Origin of the sequence: Bacillus sp. UNC437CL72CviS29, from assembly GCF_000482345.1 — a bacterium.
GTDB classification, from domain to species: Bacteria; Bacillota; Bacilli; order Bacillales; family Bacillaceae_G; genus Bacillus_A; species Bacillus_A arachidis.
The window spans coordinates 187,040-206,037 of sequence record NZ_AXVB01000004.1 but is presented as its reverse complement, the minus strand read 5'-3'; the positions used below and the strand labels follow the sequence as shown (position 1 = coordinate 206,037).

Here is an 18,998-nt window from a genome sequence, read left to right as displayed (position 1 = left end):
ATCTTGTCCTTCCTCTCATACAGTGAAACTAACAAGGCTTGTCTTAGGAAAGGAAGGAAATCAATTGGAAACTTTACCATGGTGGGTTTATCTTGTTATTATCGGGATTGTCGTAAGTGGCTACATGGTTTTATATACTTCAAAAAAAGAGCAAGAGATGGATAATGAGTTTATTGAAAAAGAAGGCGAAGTATATATGAAGCGTTTAGAGGAAGAGCGCGAGCGACGTAATCAAGAGAGTGATAAGGATTCTGTGTTGCTGTAATGAGAGTAAGTGGTGAATAACGAGTCGGTTATTCACCTTTTTTTTATGATATCGACCGCTCGACACGACGTAACAAGAAAGTAGGATAAAAAATTCTTCTACTAGCTTTTCTTTTTCCTTAATTTGTGTACTATAAAGAATAGGATGATGTAAAGAAGGGGACTTTTTGAATGGAATTTCATGAGCAAAAGATTTTGCCAGCTGTTCGGCAAATAAAAGATTTAGAAAAATTATTACATAGTTATTATGAGTATATTGTTATTTTAGACATTCATATCGGTCAATTGAAGAGTGTTGTGAAACTTGCGAAGCAGCATGGTAAAAAGGTATTTTTACATGTCGATTTAATTCACGGGTTGCAAAGCGATGGCCATGCGACGGAGTTTTTATGCCAAGAGTATAAGCCATATGGACTATTGTCGACAAAGGCAAGTGTGATTATGAAGGCGAAGCAAAAGGGTGTTGTCGCGATTCAGCGTATCTTTTTAATTGATTCGAGTGCAATGGAGAAAAGTTGTAATCTGTTAGAGAAGACAAAACCAGATTATATTGAAGTGCTTCCAGGCGCTTTAACAGGTGTGATTGCCGAGATGAAAGAACGGACGGGCGTACCGATTTTAGCAGGCGGCTTTATTCGTACGGTTGATGATGTAGAAAGAGCGTTAGCAGCTGGTGCAACAGCGATTACAACATCGAAAAAAGAACTATGGAAACATTTCCAAAAATAGTGTCGAAAATGTGAAAAAATTTGTTGACACCGCTTTCATTTGCGGTTAACATTATAGACAAGTTAATAAACGTGACGGAGAAAAAAGAGATCCACATTTCATTGTTTCTATATTTTTATATAGAAGCGTGCCAGGTGTGGATCTTTTTCTTTGGGAAAAAATGAATGTTCATTCATTTTACCTCTATCACATTGAAAGCGTTTAAATTGATTATGGGGGGATTTTATGTCAGCATATTTAGGGGAGTTAATAGGGACAGCGTTGTTAATCTTACTTGGTGGCGGCGTTTGTGCTGGTGTAAGTTTAAAGAAGTCATTTGCTAAGGATTCAGGATGGATTGTTATTACGATGGGATGGGGCTTAGCGGTTGCCATCGCAGCATATGCAGTAGGATCAATTAGCGGGGCACATTTAAACCCGGCAGTAACAATTGGGCTTGCTTTTAAGGGAGCGCTTCCATGGAATGATGTACCAGGTTATATAGCAGCGCAAATGATTGGGGCAATCATCGGTGCAATTATCGTATATTTACATTACTTACCTCATTGGAAAGAAACAGAAGACCCAGGTACAAAGTTAGGTGTTTTTGCAACAGGACCAGCAATTCCGAACACATTTGCAAACCTTTTAAGTGAAATGATTGGAACATTCGTTTTAGTATTTGGTATATTAGCAATTGGAGCAAATAAATTTGCGGATGGTTTAAACCCATTTATCGTAGGTTTCTTAATTGTAAGTATCGGTTTATCATTAGGTGGAACAACAGGTTATGCAATTAACCCAGCTCGTGATTTAGGACCTCGTATTGCACACTTCTTCCTTCCGATCCCAGGAAAAGGCGGATCAAATTGGAAGTATGCATGGATTCCGGTTGTGGGACCAATCTTAGGTGGATCACTTGCAGGTTTATTCCATCAAGTTGTATTTGAAGGAAAACAAAATGCAGCACTTATTTATGTGATAATTGCAACTGTGATTGTACTAGCAATCTCTTATATGACAAGCAAAAAGAGCGAAAACAATACAAATAGTAGAAAAGTAGCATAAGGGGGAACCGAGTATGAAAAAATATATTCTTTCATTAGACCAAGGAACAACAAGTTCACGCGCAATTCTTTTTGATAAGGAAGGAAAAATTGTTCATTCAGCTCAAAAAGAGTTTACACAACATTTTCCAAAGCCAGGCTGGGTAGAACATAACGCGCACGAAATTTGGGGATCTATTTTAGCGGTTATTGCAACTTGCTTAAGTGAAGCAGATGTAAAACCAGAGCAAATCGCGGGCATTGGGATTACAAACCAACGTGAAACAACGGTTGTATGGGATAAAGAAACGGGTAAACCAGTTTATAATGCAATCGTATGGCAATCACGCCAAACAGCAGAAATTTGTGATGAGTTAAAAGAAAAAGGCTACAACGACATGGTTCGCGAAAAAACAGGTCTTTTAATTGATGCATATTTCTCTGGTACGAAAGTAAAATGGATTTTAGATAACGTTGAAGGTGCAAGAGAAAGAGCAGAACGCGGCGAATTATTATTCGGTACAATTGATACATGGCTTGTATGGAAATTGTCTGGTGGTAAAGCGCACGTAACAGACTATTCAAACGCATCACGTACATTGATGTTTAATATTCATAACCTAGAGTGGGATGAGGAACTGTTAGACATGTTAACAGTGCCAAAGAGCATGCTTCCAGAAGTACGACCATCATCTGAAGTATATGCTCATACAGTTGATTATCATTTCTTCGGTCAAAATGTACCGATTGCAGGTGTAGCTGGTGACCAACAAGCAGCATTATTTGGACAAGCTTGCTTCGGTGAAGGTATGGCGAAAAATACATACGGAACTGGTTGCTTCATGTTAATGAATACAGGTGAAAAAGCAGTTGCGTCTGAGCATGGTCTATTAACAACAATTGCATGGGGTTTAAATGGTAAAGTTGAATATGCATTGGAAGGAAGTATTTTCGTAGCAGGTTCAGCAATCCAGTGGTTACGTGATGGCATGCGTATGTTTAAAGATGCAAGTGAGAGTGAAGAATACGCCAATCGCGTTGAATCAACAGATGGCGTTTACGTTGTTCCGGCATTCGTAGGACTTGGAACACCATACTGGGATAGTGAAGTGCGCGGAGCAGTATTTGGCGTAACGCGTGGTACAACGAAAGAGCACTTTATCCGTGCAACGCTAGAGTCATTAGCATACCAAACGAAAGATGTATTATGCGCAATGGAAGCAGATTCCGGTATTAAGCTGAAAACATTACGCGTTGACGGTGGAGCAGTTAAGAACAACTTCTTAATGCAGTTCCAAAGTGATATGTTAGATGTTCCAGTAGAGCGTCCAGAAGTAAATGAAACAACGGCTTTAGGTGCAGCATATTTAGCAGGTCTTGCGGTTGGATATTGGGAAAACCAAGACGAAATTAAAGCGCAGTGGAATATGGATCGAAGCTTTGCACCGGCAATGGAAGCGGAAACAAGTGAAGAGCTATATGCTGGCTGGAAAAAAGCAATTGAAGCAACAAAAGCTTTCAAATAATCATAAGCAGTGTTATAATGATGATAAGTTAATAATTCGGTAGGAGATTTGGAGAGACCACAACGCGCTATAGATTGATTTCTATAGCGGAGTTTGTGGTCTCTTTTTTCGTATAATAGGGAGGAATTACCATGGAATTTTCAAGTAAACAACGTAAGGACGTATTAAACGGAGTAAATAAACAAGAGTTAGATGTGATCGTAATTGGTGGAGGGATTACTGGTTCTGGTATTGCATTAGATGGAGCAACACGTGGTTTATCAACAATTGTATTCGAAATGCAAGACTTTGCAGCAGGTACATCAAGTCGTTCAACGAAACTTGTACACGGTGGTTTACGTTATTTGAAACAACTTGAAGTGAAAATGGTAGCAGAGGTTGGGAAAGAGCGTGCGATTGTATATGAGAACGGTCCCCATGTAACAACACCAGAGTGGATGTTACTTCCATTCCATAAAGGTGGTACGTTCGGTTCATTCAGTACATCAATCGGTCTTCGTGTATATGACTTCCTAGCAGGGGTAAAACGAAGCGAACGTAGAAAAATGTTTAGCCGTGAAGAAACAATGAAGAAAGAACCGCTTGTAAAACAAGAAGGATTAAAGGGCGGCGGCTATTACGTAGAATATCGTACAGATGATGCACGTTTAACAATTGAAGTAATGAAAGAAGCAATCAAGCGCGGTGCAAAAGCAGTTAACTATGCAAAAGTAGACGGATTCTTATATAAAGATGGAAAAGTATGTGGTGTACGCGTTATCGACTTATTAGATGGCGAAGTATATGAAGTGTACGGTAAGAAAATTGTAAACGCAGCTGGTCCTTGGGTAGATACATTACGTGAAAAAGATAATTCGAAAAAAGGAAAAGTACTGCAATTATCTAAAGGTGTTCACTTAGTTATCGATCAAAAACGTTTCCCGCTAGGGCAGGCGATCTATTTTGATACACCAGACAAACGTATGGTCTTTGCAATTCCGCGTGGCGGGAAAACATATGTAGGTACAACTGATACATTCTATGATAAAGACGCAGCAGTACCACAAATGACAACAGAAGATCGCACATATATCATTAATGCAATCAACTATATGTTCCCAAGCGTGAAAATTACAGAAAAAGATATTGAATCAAGCTGGGCTGGTGTTCGTCCATTAATTTATGAAGAAGGTAAGAGCGCATCTGAAATTTCTCGTAAAGATGAAATTTGGACTTCAGAATCTGGTTTAATTACAATCGCTGGTGGTAAGTTAACAGGATACCGCAAAATGGCAGAGATGGTAGTAGACTATGTAACGTCTCTATTACAAAAAGAAGGCCACGGTTCTTATCCGAAGAGTGAAACAAAGCATATGCCGATCTCTGGTGGGCATGTAGGTGGCTCTAGTGGGTTCCCAACATTTATTACGAAAAAGGCTGGGGAAGGAACAAAATATGGTTTAACAACGCAGCAGGCAGAAGAATTCGCGAAATTCTATGGTTCTAACGTTGATGTTCTCTTTAGCTTAGCAAAAGGATTGAAAGCAGATGCAAAAGAATATAACATGCCGTTAGACGTGCTTGTACCGCTTGTATACGCAATGGACTATGAAATGACAGCAAAACCTGTTGACTTCTTCGTACGCCGCAGAGGAGCTGTATTCTTCAATATTCACTGGGTATATGAGTGGAAAGAAGCAGTAATTGCATATATGGCGGCAAAATTAGGCTGGAGTAAAGAAGAACAAATGAAATACACAGCTGAATTAGAGAAAGCATTAACGGACGCTGTAGTCCCTGTAGATCAGCAGGAGCAAGCAGCAGCGTTAGCGTAATCGTTTATACGTAGAATAGAAAGAAAAAGAGTTGTTCGATGGAACAACTCTTTTTCTCTTGCATCATTTACATTTTCCAAATATAAATGATTAATATACTCGTATTGACGATAAGAGCAAATAGTATAAACCGTTAAGATTTAAATCCATTCCTTACAAAATAGAAAAAATCTAGCTGAATAAATTCTTATTTCAGCTTCCTCTAATGACAATAGGAAAGTTCTCCTAAGGCACTTTTTTAGCTAGGCGAAATAATAGGTAAGGTTCATTTGATATGAAGAAATGGAAGCATGAATGATTCGGAGAACGTAGGAAGAGGGGGAAGGTGAGCTAACGCCTCAACACAATGGCTTTATTCCTGAAAAAACATTAGTAAGGTTTGAAAAATAAAAAATAATATTTTTTATGCTTTTTCATGTTTTTTTGTTATAATAGCATACGGGTTAAGGGAAGATTTTTTATCTTCTCTTGTGTTTTTATCTGCATCTAGCTATTTGCTAGATGCTTTTTTAGTTCCATTCCATAAAAAGAGCTGTCAGGTTTCCCTGACAGCTTTTTTTTATTACATTATTTTTTTTCTTTTTCTTCTTTTTCAGCTTTTGGCGTTTCGAAAGTATCTTTTAAATCTTTATCTTGGACTTTCACATCAGCCTTTTTAAGTTCGTCTTCTTGAAGTTTCATCATGAATTCGCCATCTTGCATCTTTTTCGCAACAAGTTGTTTTTTGATGTCAGCTTTTGAATCTTCAAATGATTTCTCTTGTTTTTTAATGTCTGTTACTTTAATGATGTGGTAACCGAAGTCTGATTTAACAGGTTCACTTACCTCATCTTTTTTCATTTTATATGCAGCATCTTCGAATGGTTTTACCATTTTACCAGGTCCGAAATAGCCAAGATCTCCGCCTTTTTCTTTTGATCCTGGGTCTTCAGAGTATTGTTTTGCTAACTCTTCAAAAGATTTACCTTGATTAAGTTCTTCTTTTACTTTTTTCGCAGTTGCTTCATCTTTTACAAGAATGTGGCTTGCCTTAATTTCAGGCTTGTAATTTTCTTTTAATTCTTTTTCAGTAATTGTGCTTTCAATTGCTTTTGTCATTGCTAATTCAGCACGAACGCTCTCTTTGAATGATTTCTCTGTAAAGCCTTGTTGTTTTAGAGCAGCGTCAAATTGATCGCCAAGTTGCTTTTTGTATTCGTCGTATTTTTTGTCGACTTCTTTATCATCGACTTTATGGTTTTTAACAAGTACTTGTTCTAGTACCATACCACGTAACATTTGTTTACCAACTCTGTCTTTCATTTTGTTGTAAAATTCTTCTTTTGAAATGTCACCAGCTTTAGAGGTAACGACTTTATCAGATGATCCACATGCTGATAAGGCAAGCAAACTTGTTGCTGCTAAGGCAAGCATAGCTTTCTTCATTCAATAAACACTCCTACTATTATGTATTTTTAATTCATCCCGCACAAATGAACGGTTGCCTCATGTGAGGTTATGTTTGTTCATAAGAGCCCGATTAAGTCTCATCAGTTTTGCTTTCTTATAGAGTGAAAAGTCTGCTTAACAGGGCTTACCGAGGCTAAGGATGAAATTTAGCTGAAAGTCAATTTATTCTATAGTATAAGCAATATGTACAAAATTTAATATATCATATTTCGACGTCTTTTCCTATTGATAAAGAAAAATTCTCCATTTGTTTATCGTGATTGTCAGATTATGTAGAGGGTACCATATTGGGCGAATGTGCATATAAAGGAAGGGGAGGGGTGGGCGAATGAATGCATCACTTATTATTTTATTGCTTGTACTGTTTATTTTATTAGTTATTATAGGTATAATTTGCTTATAGAGGAAAAAAGTGAGGAAGGGGCTTTCCTTCCTCACTTTCCATGAAATATAATTTCTATATAACTAGAAATTAATAGAATCGTAATACATACATTAATCACCCGAAAAGCGTTCGTTTGACGGTTTTCGGATAGTTGTTTTCGCACGCACAGTGTATGCGTCAGGAAATTCGTGTAGAATAGAACAATAAGTGCGAATGTGACAAAAACAATTTCTATAAGAGTCACGAGGAGATACCTCCTTTTGGCCAAAATACATATACTTTTATATATTGTATCATACGATATTTTGTTCGTGTTATAAAATTCAGAAATAGAAGACATTGGGTTAGAAAGTGAGGGTGAAAATGGACGTTGTAAAGCGACTAGAGCAAGCTGAATATTATGTAGAATTACTTTTTCAAATGATCGATGAAGATAAGTGTCCATTTTATTCTTTAATTATAAAGAAAAAAGCACGTAAAAAGGATATTGAACGTATACTAAATCTTTGTGAACAATTGAACGAACAATACATAGCAGAGAAACAAGAAGGTTTACTTTTGTTTGATGCTCTTTTGGAGCAATTTGAAAAAGCGCTTCCACATCAGCTCGAAGTAAACGAGACTGCGGAAGCGCTACATAGACAAGGCTTATTTCAGCCAATTATGCAAGAATTTTTAAGTATGAAAGCGAAAAAATAACCGGTATTATTTTTTAACTAATTTTTGATCGTGTTCTGTAAAGTTTTCCTCAATATTTTCTAATGATTTCTCAAAAATATCGATAAAATCTTGTCCGTAAATATTTCTTAAAATCGCGATCAATTCGATATTTTCTGGGAACTTACCATAAAAATTGCGAAGAGCAAGAGCTCCGTTAAAGACAGAATTGTTTTCAGGGTCATACTCCTCCATTAATTGCAGCAGCAATTTTTCCCCTTTTTCTGTAATTTCAATATACGTATTTCGCTTATCATCCTCTTTTTTTGAGAATACAAGATAGCCACGCTCTTCAAGCTTTTTAGAGAAGTTAAATGCGGTGGATACGTGCATCACACCAAACTTTGCAATCTCAGAAATAGAAGCCCCTTTTAAATGATAGGCAATAGATAAAATATGGTGTTCGTTAATGTTTAAATCATACGGTTTGATCCACTGTTGCCAATCTTTCTCTACACATTTCCATAATGCCTTCGATAATTGAGCAATGCGTTGGCTAAAAATCATTGCTTCTTTGACCGAATACTCTTTTTCTCCACTTTTCATATACTCACCCACTTTTACATTCTTATTCATTAGTATCTATTATGCCAGTAAAATAAAAATTAATAAAGTCTTTTTGTGAGAATTGTGAAAATTTTTCGGAAAAATTATAATTTTGTACAAATCATGCATAACTGTGGAAGCGTTTTAGATGTCACAACTATAAGTGTTATCTTCACGTAGTAGAGGATAACATATATTGTAAATGCATAAAAACACGACATATCTATGTGATATGTCGTGTTAGGAGAAATATTTATAAAAAATATTTGTTATATGCAAAAACTAAGAATGGAACATCATTTATGCTTTTTCTGGAACTGTTTGTTGTAGTTTTTCAATTGATTTTTGAATGTCTAAAATCTCTTGTTCAATATGACGTTTGTTTTGAGAAATATCTTGTTTCCATGTGGAAAGTGTGTCCTGCATATCAACCTTCAATTCTTGAAAAACTTCTTTACCTTCTGAAGCTGTTTCAACAATTTGACGTTTTAATAATTTTGTATCAGCTGCAATATCTGAAAACGTCTTTTTTACATCATTTCCTTTTTCCTTTAGTTTATTGCGCATAACTTTACCTGAAGAAGGAGTAGAAAAAAGAACGGCTAGTCCAGCGACAGCTCCGCCGCAAATTAAGCCTGTTACAAAGGATTTAGCTTTTGACATAAAAGGAAACCTCCTTATTTTTTTGTTCATATTCATGATGTACAAAACGGTGCATATGCTTAAGACAAGGGGGGAGAAAAGTGAAACTCGTGACAACTATTTGTTTTATCGTAAGTCTTTTCTTTCTTGTACGTGCTATGCATTTACTGTTATTTATAAAACAAAAAAGATCGTATCCTCCAGCATTTTGGGTTAAGAAACAAGCCAAGCAGTATATCTCTTTTGGAGGAGTAGGCTTGTTATGTACAATCTTGTTTTATATGCTACTATAGTCCATTTTATAAAGCGTGTTCTATCCTTATTTTACACTATTTGCAATGGTACTTGCGATGTTTTGTAAATTTTCTGTCGTATATTCATTTTGGTTTGACTTCCAAACAGCGCCAAAACCATCGTTTTCACCGTAGCGTGGAATTAAATGAAGGTGGAAGTGGAATACAGTTTGTCCAGCTTTTTCACCGTTGTTATTTAGAAGATTAAAGCCGACTGGGTTAAATTCAGATTTAATCGCATTTGTGATTTTTGGAACGACAGAAAAAATATGTGATGCGATTTCTGGCGTTAAGGCAAAAATGTCTTGTTTATGTACCTTTGGAATGACAAGTGTATGACCTTTTGTCACTTGGCTAATATCTAAAAATGCAAGCACATGTTCATCTTCATATACTTTTGAGCAAGGGATTTGTCCTTCAATAATTTTACAAAAAATACAATTATCCGCTGTGTGATTCATTGTCCTCATCCTTTCAAGTAGGTCTTAGCCGTATTTTACCATACTTACATAGGAGAACAAATACGAAAAACAGGAAGCTGACTCAGCTTCCTGTTTTCTGAAGAGGGATTGAAAAAGCATTTCATAATAATCTACCGTTCGCAGACACCTCATTTATTTAGGAAATATGTGACAATTCGGCTCGTATTCTGCCTTAGACACCCCATTTACAATGAAATGATAATCCTTTATAAAATGAACTTGTTTATTTTATAAAACAGTATATACTCTCCTCGAGACACCCCGTTTCTAAAATTAAACAAATTATCTGGTTTCGTGTAAATTTTCTTTGTCCATTATGGACACCCCATTTCATGATGATTTCGCTAGGCTGTATTCATCAATTTGGTGGTTGCTTTTTCAATGTGTTCCTTCTTCACTAATTATGATGTCCCGTTTTGCAAGAGATATGTAAAGAAATTAAATTTTTTTTGAAGAAATTTAGGTACTATGTAGTATCCTTTGTTTTTTGATAAGATGAAGGTATACGTTCTGATGGAATACAAGCAAATGAATATAATGAAGAAAGTGGTGTCATATGGGACAGTTATTACGTGTAGAAAATGTCACAGGAGGATATACGAAGCGGCCGGTGCTGCAAGATGTTTCATTTTCTGTTAATAAAGGCGAGCTTGTTGGCTTAATTGGTTTAAACGGAGCTGGAAAAAGTACGACGATTAAACATATTATTGGTTTAATGGAACCAAAAAAAGGTAGCGTTACAATTAATGGAAAAACAATTCGAGAAGATATGACAGCGTATCGATCTAGTTTTTCATTTATTCCTGAAACACCTGTATTATATGATGAATTAACATTAGAAGAACATTTAAAGTTAACAGCAATGGCATATGGAGTGGAGGAGAAGCAATATGAAGAACGCGTAGGGCAACTATTAAAAGAATTTCGAATGACGAATCGTTTAAAATGGTTCCCGGCTCATTTTTCAAAAGGGATGAAGCAGAAAGTAATGATTATGAGTGCTTTTCTTGTTGAACCGTCTCTTTATATTGTCGATGAACCTTTCGTTGGACTCGATCCATTAGCGATTCAATCGCTACTTCAAATGATGGACAAGATGAAAAAGAGTGGTGCTGGTATTTTAATGAGTACCCATATTTTAGCGACTGCGGAGCGCTATTGTGATTCCTTTATTATTTTACATCAAGGTGAAGTGCGGGCGAAAGGAACATTATCTGAGTTGCAATCGCAATTTAATATGCCGGGTGCAACGCTAGATGATATTTATATTGCATTAACAAAGGAAGAAGATTATGAATAGCAAAGCATTGTGGAAAGAACGGTTCAAGTATTTCTTAAAAGAAGTTCGTACATATAGTAAGTATGTTTTTAATGATCATTTAAAGTTTATTTTCGTATTTATCATTGGTGCCGGTGCATATTATTATCAACAATGGTTGCAGACACTAACACCTTCATTTCCGACCGCACTTGTAATGGCAGTATTGCTAGGGCTTGTGTTAACAGCAGGATCCATTCAAACGTTATTAAAAGAAGCAGATCTTGTGTATTTGCTTCCAGTTGAAGAGAAATTAAAGCCATACTTTACAAAAGCGTTTCTCTTTACGTTTATGATTCAGCTGTATGTGATAGCAATTGCAGCGGCAGCACTTGCTCCGCTATATCTTCAGCAGATGAAGCAAACAGGAGAGGCTTACATATGGATTGTGGCCGCACTTATTTTCGTTAAAGCATGGAATTTATTTGTAGCGTGGGAAAAATCATTTTTAACAGATCCAAGTATGCAGCGTGCGGATTGGTTCATTCGCTTTATATGTAACGGATTATTTGTGTACTTTCTTGTAGAACGTACGCCTGTAATTTATATAGGAGTGATTCTCTTTGTAATGGTTGTATATCTCGCATTCATGTATCAAACAGTAAAGGGAAAACCGTTAAACTGGGAATACTTAATTGCAGAAGAAGACAAGAAAATGATGCGCCTGTACCGCATTGCCAATATGTTTGTCGATGTACCAGCATTAAAAGAGCGAGTATCACGCCGAAAATGGCTTGATTTTGTGCTTTCAATGATTGGGGAAAATCGTACATATTTATATTTGTATACACGTACATTTTTAAGATCTGGCAACTACTTTGGTCTTTATATGCGCTTACTTACTATTGGCGGTGTGATTCTTTACTTTATACCGTTTTTATATGGACGTTTCATTGTAAGCATCGTATTTCTATATTTAATTGGTTATCAATTATTAAGCCTTTGGAAACACCATCGTTTAAAACTTTGGCTTGATTTATATCCAGTGAACGCTGAAGAAAAGAAAAAGGATTTTCTGAAACTGTTAAATGCGATTTTATGTATAGGCAGTGTTGTATTTACCATCATTTTTGCGGTCGCAACAAAAGATATGATCATGACTTGTATTGTATTTGCCGTTAGCATAGCTTTTAGTATTGGTTTTGTATATCAATACGGTGCAAAACGTATCGAACGCTTAAACTGAAAGGAATGAAATTATGACTGAATATGAAGAGAAGGTCATAAAAAAATTGCAGCAGTGGAAACTTACAATCATGAAAGATTCTTCTATAATGAATCGTTTTTCAAAAAAGGTACAAACGAAAATGCAACAGCTAATTCCGGAAAAAGTGCAAAATGTATTAACAGAAACGATTAAAAAGATGGTCCAAGGTATTAGTGCAGGATCGAATTTTATAAAACCGAAGTTAAAAGAAACAGATTGGTCGCTTGAAAGAAGAGATGCAGAGGTTTTAAAGAAAATGGATGAGTATAAAAAGGTTGCGGCCGCAGAAGGTGCCGGAACAGGAGCAGGTGGTTTTCTTTTAGGGCTTGCAGATTTTCCGCTTTTACTCAGCATTAAAATTAAGTTTTTATTCGATGCAGCGACAATGTATGGATTCGATACGAGTAAAGAAGAAGAGCGCCTCTTTATCCTACACGTCTTTCAGCTTGCTTTTTCCAGTGACAATCATCGCAAGGAAATATGGAAAGCAATCGAAACGTGGGACACAGCGAAAGAAAATCATATGGACTGGGAGAAATTTCAGCAAGAGTATCGAGATTATATCGATTTAGCGAAGATGCTGCAACTTGTACCGGTTATTGGTGCCCCGGTCGGTGCCTATGCAAACTATCAATTGTTGCAACGGCTTGGCGAGGTGACGATGAATTGCTATCGCCTTCGTTTCCTTCAGCAGAAGGGAATATCGATTTGATATGCCGCTTTGAAATGAAGTCATGAAGTTTCAGCCCCTTTGGTTATCTTACCAAAGGGGGTTTTTGTGTCTAAGAGAAGAATAGTTGAAATAGGAATGTGGATGAGACTGTAGTAAAAAAGGTATTACCTCAATCGTTCGAGCTAAACGTAGTCGTTATGAATACTCCCCCACTTAACTTCGTTTGAAGTAGGGATACTCTTTCGGTAAAATCTGATAGAAAAACGATTGGGGGAGTATCGTTCAACGATGAGGGGATGGTGTTATGAGTGATAGTATGAATATTATTATCGGTTTAACTGATTACGATCAGAGCCCGTTTTCGCCATATGTCACATGAAAACAGTGCAGGCCCTATTTTATTTTTTTTTGAATGTTGAGAATCAATGAATCGATAGAGGGGAGAGGGAAATATGAAATTTCGAAAAGACTGGTGGCTAGGTTTCCTCGGGTTTATTGGAGTGTATAAAATTCCAAACGTAATAAATGCATTTCAAGGTGAACAGGACCGGACGGCATTGATTAGCCTGATTTGGTTCATTTGGTTCGGCTATTTCATTCCGGAGAAGAAAGATGATGAAAAGAAAGAATTGTAATAAAAATGATTCTCTTTCTATGTAATTTTCTGTAAAATAGTAAGATGAAAGAATTCATATATTAGATTACTAAATTTGGAGTGATTCGATGCAGCCACTGGAAAATGAAATTCATCCTGATATGGTCAAAGTTTGGAAAGCTCGTGTTGTAATGGAGCTGGGCATAAGTGTGTTAGTTATTCTTGCTTATCTCTTTTTCATGATTAAGTTTAATTGGTGGGCTTGGCTGTTTTATATCCTAATTGGACTAACGGTTGTGTATACACCGCTTGATTATTTTGTCTTTCCAAAAATACGGCAGCGTTATTACAGCTACCGCTTAAATGAAGAAGAATTAGAAATTCAGCACGGCATGTTTACAGTTAAACGTGTATTAGTTCCAATGATACGTGTGCAACACGTTACAATTGAGCAAGGTCCAATTATGAGAAAATATGATCTAGCAGAATTACAAATTTCAACTGCCGCTACTTCTCATAGTATTCCAGGTTTAAAGATGAGAGAAGCAGAACAATTGAAACGACAAATTGGAGAACTTGCGAAGGTGAGTGATGAGGATGTATAAGAGGCAGCATCCAATCACGATGTTACTTGAATTAAAGATAACAGACTTTATACCATTCATTATTTTTCTGTTTAGTTTAAAAGGGAAATTTCCATTTTGGTATTTAGTACCGATAGGTTTCCTAGTGATTTCAGTTATCTCTATTATTGTTGAGTGGTACTATAAAGTATATTGGGTTGAAAATAATGTACTGCACATTAAACAAGGGTTATTTGTGAAGAAAGAAAGTTACTTGAATAAAGAGCGCGTCCAAACAATTAATACAAGTTCAAGTATGTTATATCAAGTATTAGGTTTAACAAAGCTGAAAATTGAAACAGCTGGCGGTGGTAATGAGCCTGAGGTCAGTTTAGCAGGTATTACGATGGATGAAGCAAAATCATTAATTACAATGTTAAATGAACAGGCAGTGGAAGCTGTAGAAATACAAGAGGATTCTTCACAAATTCGTGTGGAAGAGGAGAATAAGACGGAATATAAGTTGACTTGGAAAGAGATCTTATTAGCGTCGGTTACGTCCGGTCAATTTGGTTTGTTGTTCTCTCTCTTATTCTTTGTTTATTCGCAAGTAGATGAGTATATCCCGAAATGGATGAAAGACAAAGCAGAAGCATATGTGATGGATCATGATGTATATGGCTGGATTTATCTAGTTGCGATGTTACTTGTGGTTTCTTGGATCGTATCTACAATTGGCTACGCCTTAAAGCATGCGAATTTTACTGTGCACCGGAAAAATGATGAAATTCGTATTTCACAAGGGCTTCTTGAGAGAAAAGAACTTGTGTTAAAGCTACACCGCATTCAAGGGATCACGATAAAAGAAGGGATATTCCGTCAACCATTTGGCTACTGTTCTATTCATGTAGAAGTCATTCAAAATAATGAAAAAGGTGAGGAGAACGTTACACTTCATCCAGTTATTCGGAAAGACCGCGTCGCAGAATTGCTTGCACATTTACAGTTGCCATATGAACTAAATCCTACTATTACAGCCTTGCCAAAAACGGCACTGCGTCGCTATTTATTAGACAGTTTTATTTTCTTTTGTATATTAGCAGTTCCGGTTACAGGCGCAAGTATATATTTTGAAAAATACTTTATTATTTGGCTACTGTTACCTCTGTTTGTATTACTGATGTCACTTGGTTATGCGACATTCCGTGCAGGTGGTTACAGGGTAGAAGAGGAACAGTTGACAATGGTGTATCGTAATATTGCTAAATATACGGGACTCGTGAGAAGAAGGCATGTACAATCAATCGAGAAAACACAGTCTTATTTTCAGCGTGGAGCCCATTTATGTTCGCAAACTTTCTCTAGTGCATCCACAAATTATAAATTAGAGCATATGCGTTTGGAAGATGCAGAGCGTATGGTGGATTGGTATAAGGATAAATAACATCTATATAACAGTAGCGCAGTTCAATTGATTTGAACTGCGCTATTTGTATTTGCAAGAGTAGAATCTTGATAGGAAATGAATAGAATAGACGATATTTTTTTATGTTTTGAGGTATCAGATGAACTTACTTCTTTTTCCTCACGAGCTCCCCAATAGCTGGCCAAAAAGGTAGGGAGTAAGTAGCAAGATAAAAGCTTCATAATGTTAAAAAATGACCTGTTTCAGGTTTGTTATGTCACTTTGAAATTAATTTGTACAAGATTTTATATTAAAAAAAGAAACGCTCAAGCCCTCCAGAATTTGTGTCCAATCACTCTTTTTATATCATTCATACATTAATGTGGGAGGGGGGGGAATCCTATCGTAACGTTACTACAATTGATTAGACCGTCCGCATTTAGAGCTGTAAAAGCATTTAACCAGAATATACCTACAGCACAATTTAAACAGATTACGTATGAAACGAAACAATTCGATTTAAAAAATGAGTATAATATATCCGACTCAACCTTTGTTCCTGCAAGAAAGGGAGTATATGCTATTACTGCAGGTGCAGCATTTCTTGCTACTTATCCTTTTGATATTTCTCGTACTATAACAATGTTAATACGTGTAAATGATATCGATATTGTTAGAGAAGATCACTATTTTGTGCCAAAATTAGTTGGGCGGCCTCATGCCGTAAGAGTAAGTACGATTCTACAATTAAATAAAAGGGATAAAGTTCAAGTATGGACAATGATTAGCGGAGGAAATATGACTATTTTGAATAACGAAGGAACACGTTTTGAAGTAGCTAGATTTTCATCTCCATAAAATTGCATCAGTATAATCAAAAAAAGAGCTTTTTGGAAAGCTCTTTTTTTTCATCTAATTATTCAATTCGAAGTGCTAAAATATCTCCACAATCTAAAACAAGTATAGTTCCTGGTTCTGTTTCATTATCTACAAAAGTTGCACAAAAATTGTCCGCATTGAAATTAACAAAAATAACATCTTCGAGTGTATTTCCACTTAAATAAATATCTACTTCTGTACCCAATGGTAAAGTTACTAACTGTTCACATACGCATTTATCATGATTATTAGCCATTTAAAAGCACCTCCTTTTAGAAATATTTTATGTTTAAATGCAAGAATTGCTTGTTTAATAGTCTATATTTCAAAGAAATGGTGGTTTAGTCTCGTATACAAAAAAGAGAATAGGAAAAAACAGTTTACCCTATAATTTAAATGTGGAGAGATAACAGTTTCGTTTAGGTATGGGATGCGTTCTACATATTAAGAAAAAATAATAAATTGCACTTTTACAAAAACTGTTTATTTTACCTTGTTTTGTATGAGAATGACATATTACAATGAGGGATAAATAGTATATGTATTCAATAGATTTCTAAATTTGGAGTGATTACATGCATCCATTAGAAAATGAAATTCATCCGAATATGGTGAAAGTGTGGAAAATCCATGCATTAATTGGTGCCGGGGTACTTGTAAGCATCGTTTTAGCATATCTCTTTTTTATGATTCAATTTCATTGGTGGGGCTGGTTGTTTGGTGTATTGGTCACCTTGACGATACTGTATGCACCGCTAGATTACTTTATTTTTCCGGCATTACGCCAGCGGTACTATAGCTACCGGCTAGATGAAGAAGAGATTGAAATTCAAAAAGGGATGTTTGTTGTAAAACGTGTACTTGTTCCGATGATACGTGTTCAGCACGTTACGATCGAACAAGGGCCGATTATGAGAAAATATGAGCTAGCAGAATTACAAATTTCAACGGCAGCGACTTCTCATAGTATTCCAGGATTAACAAAGAGAGAAGCAGAAGAGTTGAAACGACGAATTGGGGAACTTGCGAAAGTGAGTGATGAGGATGAATAAAAGGCAACATCCGATTACGATATTATTTGATATAAGGATTTCTAGTTTATTTCCGCTTATTATCGTTGTTTTATTTGGTCCGAAAGATGAAAGAGAGCCTTGGTATTGGTTTCCCATTTTCATTGTAGGTTTTTTATTGATTTTGGCCATCTTTTCGTTTGTGAAATGGTACTTTAAAGTTTATTGGATTGAAAACAACATTTTACATATAAAACAAGGGGTACTTGTTAAAAAGGAAAGCTATCTAAATAAAGAGCGTGTGCAAACAATTAGTACGACTTCAAATATTATCTATCAGTTATTTGGATTAACGAAGCTCAAAATTGAAGCGGCTGGTGGTGGGAAGGATCCAGAGGTAACGTTAGCTGGTATTAAGGAAGAGGAAGCGAAAGAATTAATCGCCTTATTAAATAAAGTAGAAGACGAGAAGCCTATAAAAGAAGAGGAAAGCTTGCGACAAGGAACAAACACAACTGTTTATCAGTTAACAGCAAAAGAAATTTTGCTAGCGTCTATTACATCCGGTCAGTTTGGCTTGTTATTTTCAGGATTGTTCTTTCTTTATACACAGTTTGATAACGTTCTTCCGAAATGGTTAATAGATGAAATAGAATCATATGTGAAAGACAATAGTGTATATAATTTGTTATACATGGGCGCGATTTTCATCGTAATCTCATGGATCATCTCTACAATTGGCTATGCTTTCAAACACGCGAACTTTACCGTGCAGGGAAACGGAAATGAAATTCGCATTTCACAAGGGCTACTCGAAAAGAAAGAGATTGTTTTAAAATTGCACCGGATTCAAGCGTTGACAATGAAAGAAGGAATTCTTCGTCAACCGTTTGGCTATTGTTCTATGGAAGTAGAAGTCATTCAAAGCATAGATACAAAGAATATGAATGTCATATTGCACCCGCTTATGAAGAAAAAGGATGTACAAGAGCTATTGACCTATTTAAAGTTGCCGTATGAAATAGAAGAGGAAATTGTACATTTGCCAAAAGCTGCGCTGCGTCGTTACTTGATTATGGGCTGGATTATTTTTGGACTTGCATCGGTACCGATTATAGGGACAAGTGTGTATTTTCAGCAATATAGTGCGTTATTAACATTAGTGCCATTATTTTTGTTCTTTACGATTCTTGGGTATGGAAAATATAAAACGGGTGGATATGCGATAAAATCTGATCAGTTAACGCTTGTATACAGGGGCATCGCCAAGTATACAGGATTCGTGAGAAGAAGACATGTACAAGCAATGACAAAAACGCAATCGTATTTTCAGCGTAAAGATAGGCTGTATACGTATATTGTAGCGGTAGCTTGCAGCGCTATTGGGCGTCATTATGAATTGAAGCATGTGCATGAAGAGGATGCCAATTACATACGAGATTGGTATAAAAAAGGATAAGTAACGGCTTTCGTTAA

The 18,998-nt window shown here is 36.2% G+C and carries 22 protein-coding genes and 1 pseudogene; 17 read left to right on the top strand and 6 right to left on the bottom strand.

The genetic code is table 11. The features are described from left to right. Positions 1–64 precede the first annotated feature (64 nt). The 5 genes from M014_RS0104100 (at position 65) to glpD (ending at position 5,358) form a co-directional block, all read left to right on the top strand. Positions 65–265, top strand: coding sequence for a sporulation YhaL family protein (locus tag M014_RS0104100; RefSeq protein WP_026590583.1), 201 nt, complete (start codon positions 65–67; stop codon positions 263–265). A 170-nt stretch (positions 266–435) separates the two neighbouring features. Continuing rightward, positions 436–993, top strand: coding sequence for a glycerol-3-phosphate responsive antiterminator (locus M014_RS0104095; RefSeq protein WP_026590582.1), 558 nt, complete (start codon positions 436–438; stop codon positions 991–993). Between the two features lie 225 nt (positions 994–1,218). Beyond that, the gene (gene glpF / locus M014_RS0104090) at positions 1,219–2,040 is read left to right on the top strand and encodes a glycerol uptake facilitator protein GlpF (RefSeq protein ID WP_026590581.1); all 822 of its coding nucleotides are present in this window, start codon (positions 1,219–1,221) and stop codon (positions 2,038–2,040) included. 13 nt (positions 2,041–2,053) lie between these two features. Continuing rightward, positions 2,054–3,544 (top strand): glycerol kinase GlpK, encoded by a 1,491-nt coding sequence (glpK, locus tag M014_RS0104085; protein WP_026590580.1) that lies wholly within the window; start codon positions 2,054–2,056, stop codon positions 3,542–3,544. A 131-nt stretch (positions 3,545–3,675) separates the two neighbouring features. Next, on the top strand, positions 3,676–5,358 hold the full coding sequence (gene glpD, locus M014_RS0104080; protein WP_026590579.1) for an aerobic glycerol-3-phosphate dehydrogenase: 1,683 nt from the start codon (positions 3,676–3,678) through the stop codon (positions 5,356–5,358). Between the two features lie 567 nt (positions 5,359–5,925). Here glpD and prsA read toward each other — a convergent pair. Beyond that, the gene (prsA, locus tag M014_RS0104075; protein WP_026590578.1) at positions 5,926–6,783 is read right to left on the bottom strand and encodes a peptidylprolyl isomerase PrsA; all 858 of its coding nucleotides are present in this window, start codon (positions 6,781–6,783) and stop codon (positions 5,926–5,928) included. Between the two features lie 321 nt (positions 6,784–7,104). Here prsA and M014_RS30550 point away from each other — a divergent pair. Further along, positions 7,105–7,210: pseudogene (locus M014_RS30550) on the top strand (YjcZ family sporulation protein). Between the two features lie 31 nt (positions 7,211–7,241). On the opposite strand, the gene M014_RS26360 reads toward M014_RS30550, so the two are convergent. Beyond that, positions 7,242–7,436, bottom strand: a complete 195-nt coding sequence (locus M014_RS26360; protein ID WP_035414548.1) for a hypothetical protein — start codon at positions 7,434–7,436, stop codon at positions 7,242–7,244. A gap of 119 nt (positions 7,437–7,555) precedes the next feature. Between M014_RS26360 and M014_RS0104070 the strand changes: the two genes are divergently transcribed. Continuing rightward, complete coding sequence (locus tag M014_RS0104070) at positions 7,556–7,891, top strand: DUF1878 family protein (RefSeq protein ID WP_026590577.1); 336 nt, start codon at positions 7,556–7,558, stop codon at positions 7,889–7,891. Between the two features lie 6 nt (positions 7,892–7,897). Here M014_RS0104070 and M014_RS0104065 read toward each other — a convergent pair whose 3' ends face one another. Next, positions 7,898–8,455, bottom strand: coding sequence for an HTH-type transcriptional regulator Hpr (locus M014_RS0104065; RefSeq protein ID WP_026590576.1), 558 nt, complete (start codon positions 8,453–8,455; stop codon positions 7,898–7,900). A 300-nt stretch (positions 8,456–8,755) separates the two neighbouring features. Further along, positions 8,756–9,118 carry a YtxH domain-containing protein gene (locus M014_RS0104060; protein ID WP_026590575.1) on the bottom strand — a complete coding sequence of 121 codons (363 nt, stop codon included), beginning with the start codon at positions 9,116–9,118 and terminating at the stop codon, positions 8,756–8,758. A gap of 80 nt (positions 9,119–9,198) precedes the next feature. On the opposite strand from M014_RS0104060, the gene M014_RS0104055 reads away from it, so the two are divergent. Further along, a complete protein-coding gene (locus tag M014_RS0104055; protein ID WP_026590574.1) occupies positions 9,199–9,390 on the top strand; it encodes a hypothetical protein in 192 nt (63 codons plus the stop codon). Positions 9,391–9,416: 26 nt separating this feature from the next. Here M014_RS0104055 and M014_RS0104050 read toward each other — a convergent pair whose 3' ends face one another. Continuing rightward, positions 9,417–9,851: an HIT family protein gene (locus tag M014_RS0104050; protein WP_026590573.1), complete on the bottom strand. Its 435-nt coding sequence runs from the start codon at positions 9,849–9,851 to the stop codon at positions 9,417–9,419. Positions 9,852–10,428: 577 nt separating this feature from the next. Between M014_RS0104050 and ecsA the strand changes: the two genes are divergently transcribed. The 7 genes from ecsA to M014_RS29885 all read left to right on the top strand — a co-directional run bounded on the left by ecsA (position 10,429) and on the right by M014_RS29885 (position 16,491). Then, positions 10,429–11,172, top strand: a complete 744-nt coding sequence (gene ecsA, locus M014_RS0104045) for an ABC transporter ATP-binding protein EcsA (RefSeq protein WP_026590572.1) — start codon at positions 10,429–10,431, stop codon at positions 11,170–11,172. Beyond that, positions 11,165–12,376, top strand: a complete 1,212-nt coding sequence (locus M014_RS0104040; RefSeq protein ID WP_026590571.1) for an ABC transporter permease — start codon at positions 11,165–11,167, stop codon at positions 12,374–12,376. The genes ecsA and M014_RS0104040 overlap by 8 nt, the downstream gene beginning before the upstream one ends. Before the next feature lie 13 nt (positions 12,377–12,389). After that, the gene (locus M014_RS0104035; RefSeq protein WP_026590570.1) at positions 12,390–13,109 is read left to right on the top strand and encodes an EcsC family protein; all 720 of its coding nucleotides are present in this window, start codon (positions 12,390–12,392) and stop codon (positions 13,107–13,109) included. A gap of 413 nt (positions 13,110–13,522) precedes the next feature. Continuing rightward, on the top strand, positions 13,523–13,705 hold the full coding sequence (locus tag M014_RS0104030; RefSeq protein WP_026590569.1) for a hypothetical protein: 183 nt from the start codon (positions 13,523–13,525) through the stop codon (positions 13,703–13,705). 88 nt (positions 13,706–13,793) lie between these two features. Continuing rightward, a complete protein-coding gene (locus M014_RS0104025; RefSeq protein ID WP_026590568.1) occupies positions 13,794–14,270 on the top strand; it encodes a PH domain-containing protein in 477 nt (158 codons plus the stop codon). Further along, positions 14,263–15,672, top strand: a complete 1,410-nt coding sequence (locus M014_RS0104020; RefSeq protein ID WP_026590567.1) for a PH domain-containing protein — start codon at positions 14,263–14,265, stop codon at positions 15,670–15,672. Before M014_RS0104025 ends, M014_RS0104020 begins: the two co-directional genes overlap by 8 nt. 381 nt (positions 15,673–16,053) lie before the next feature. Beyond that, positions 16,054–16,491: a hypothetical protein gene (locus tag M014_RS29885; RefSeq protein WP_231503896.1), complete on the top strand. Its 438-nt coding sequence runs from the start codon at positions 16,054–16,056 to the stop codon at positions 16,489–16,491. A 58-nt stretch (positions 16,492–16,549) separates the two neighbouring features. Here M014_RS29885 and M014_RS0104010 read toward each other — a convergent pair whose 3' ends face one another. Continuing rightward, positions 16,550–16,768 carry a hypothetical protein gene (locus M014_RS0104010; protein ID WP_026590565.1) on the bottom strand — a complete coding sequence of 73 codons (219 nt, stop codon included), beginning with the start codon at positions 16,766–16,768 and terminating at the stop codon, positions 16,550–16,552. Between the two features lie 319 nt (positions 16,769–17,087). On the opposite strand from M014_RS0104010, the gene M014_RS0104005 reads away from it, so the two are divergent. Both M014_RS0104005 and M014_RS0104000 read left to right on the top strand, forming a co-directional pair. Next, positions 17,088–17,564, top strand: coding sequence for a PH domain-containing protein (locus M014_RS0104005; RefSeq protein ID WP_026590564.1), 477 nt, complete (start codon positions 17,088–17,090; stop codon positions 17,562–17,564). Continuing rightward, on the top strand, positions 17,557–18,981 hold the full coding sequence (locus M014_RS0104000) for a PH domain-containing protein (protein WP_026590563.1): 1,425 nt from the start codon (positions 17,557–17,559) through the stop codon (positions 18,979–18,981). The genes M014_RS0104005 and M014_RS0104000 overlap by 8 nt, the downstream gene beginning before the upstream one ends. The last annotated feature ends 17 nt before the right edge of the window (positions 18,982–18,998 follow it).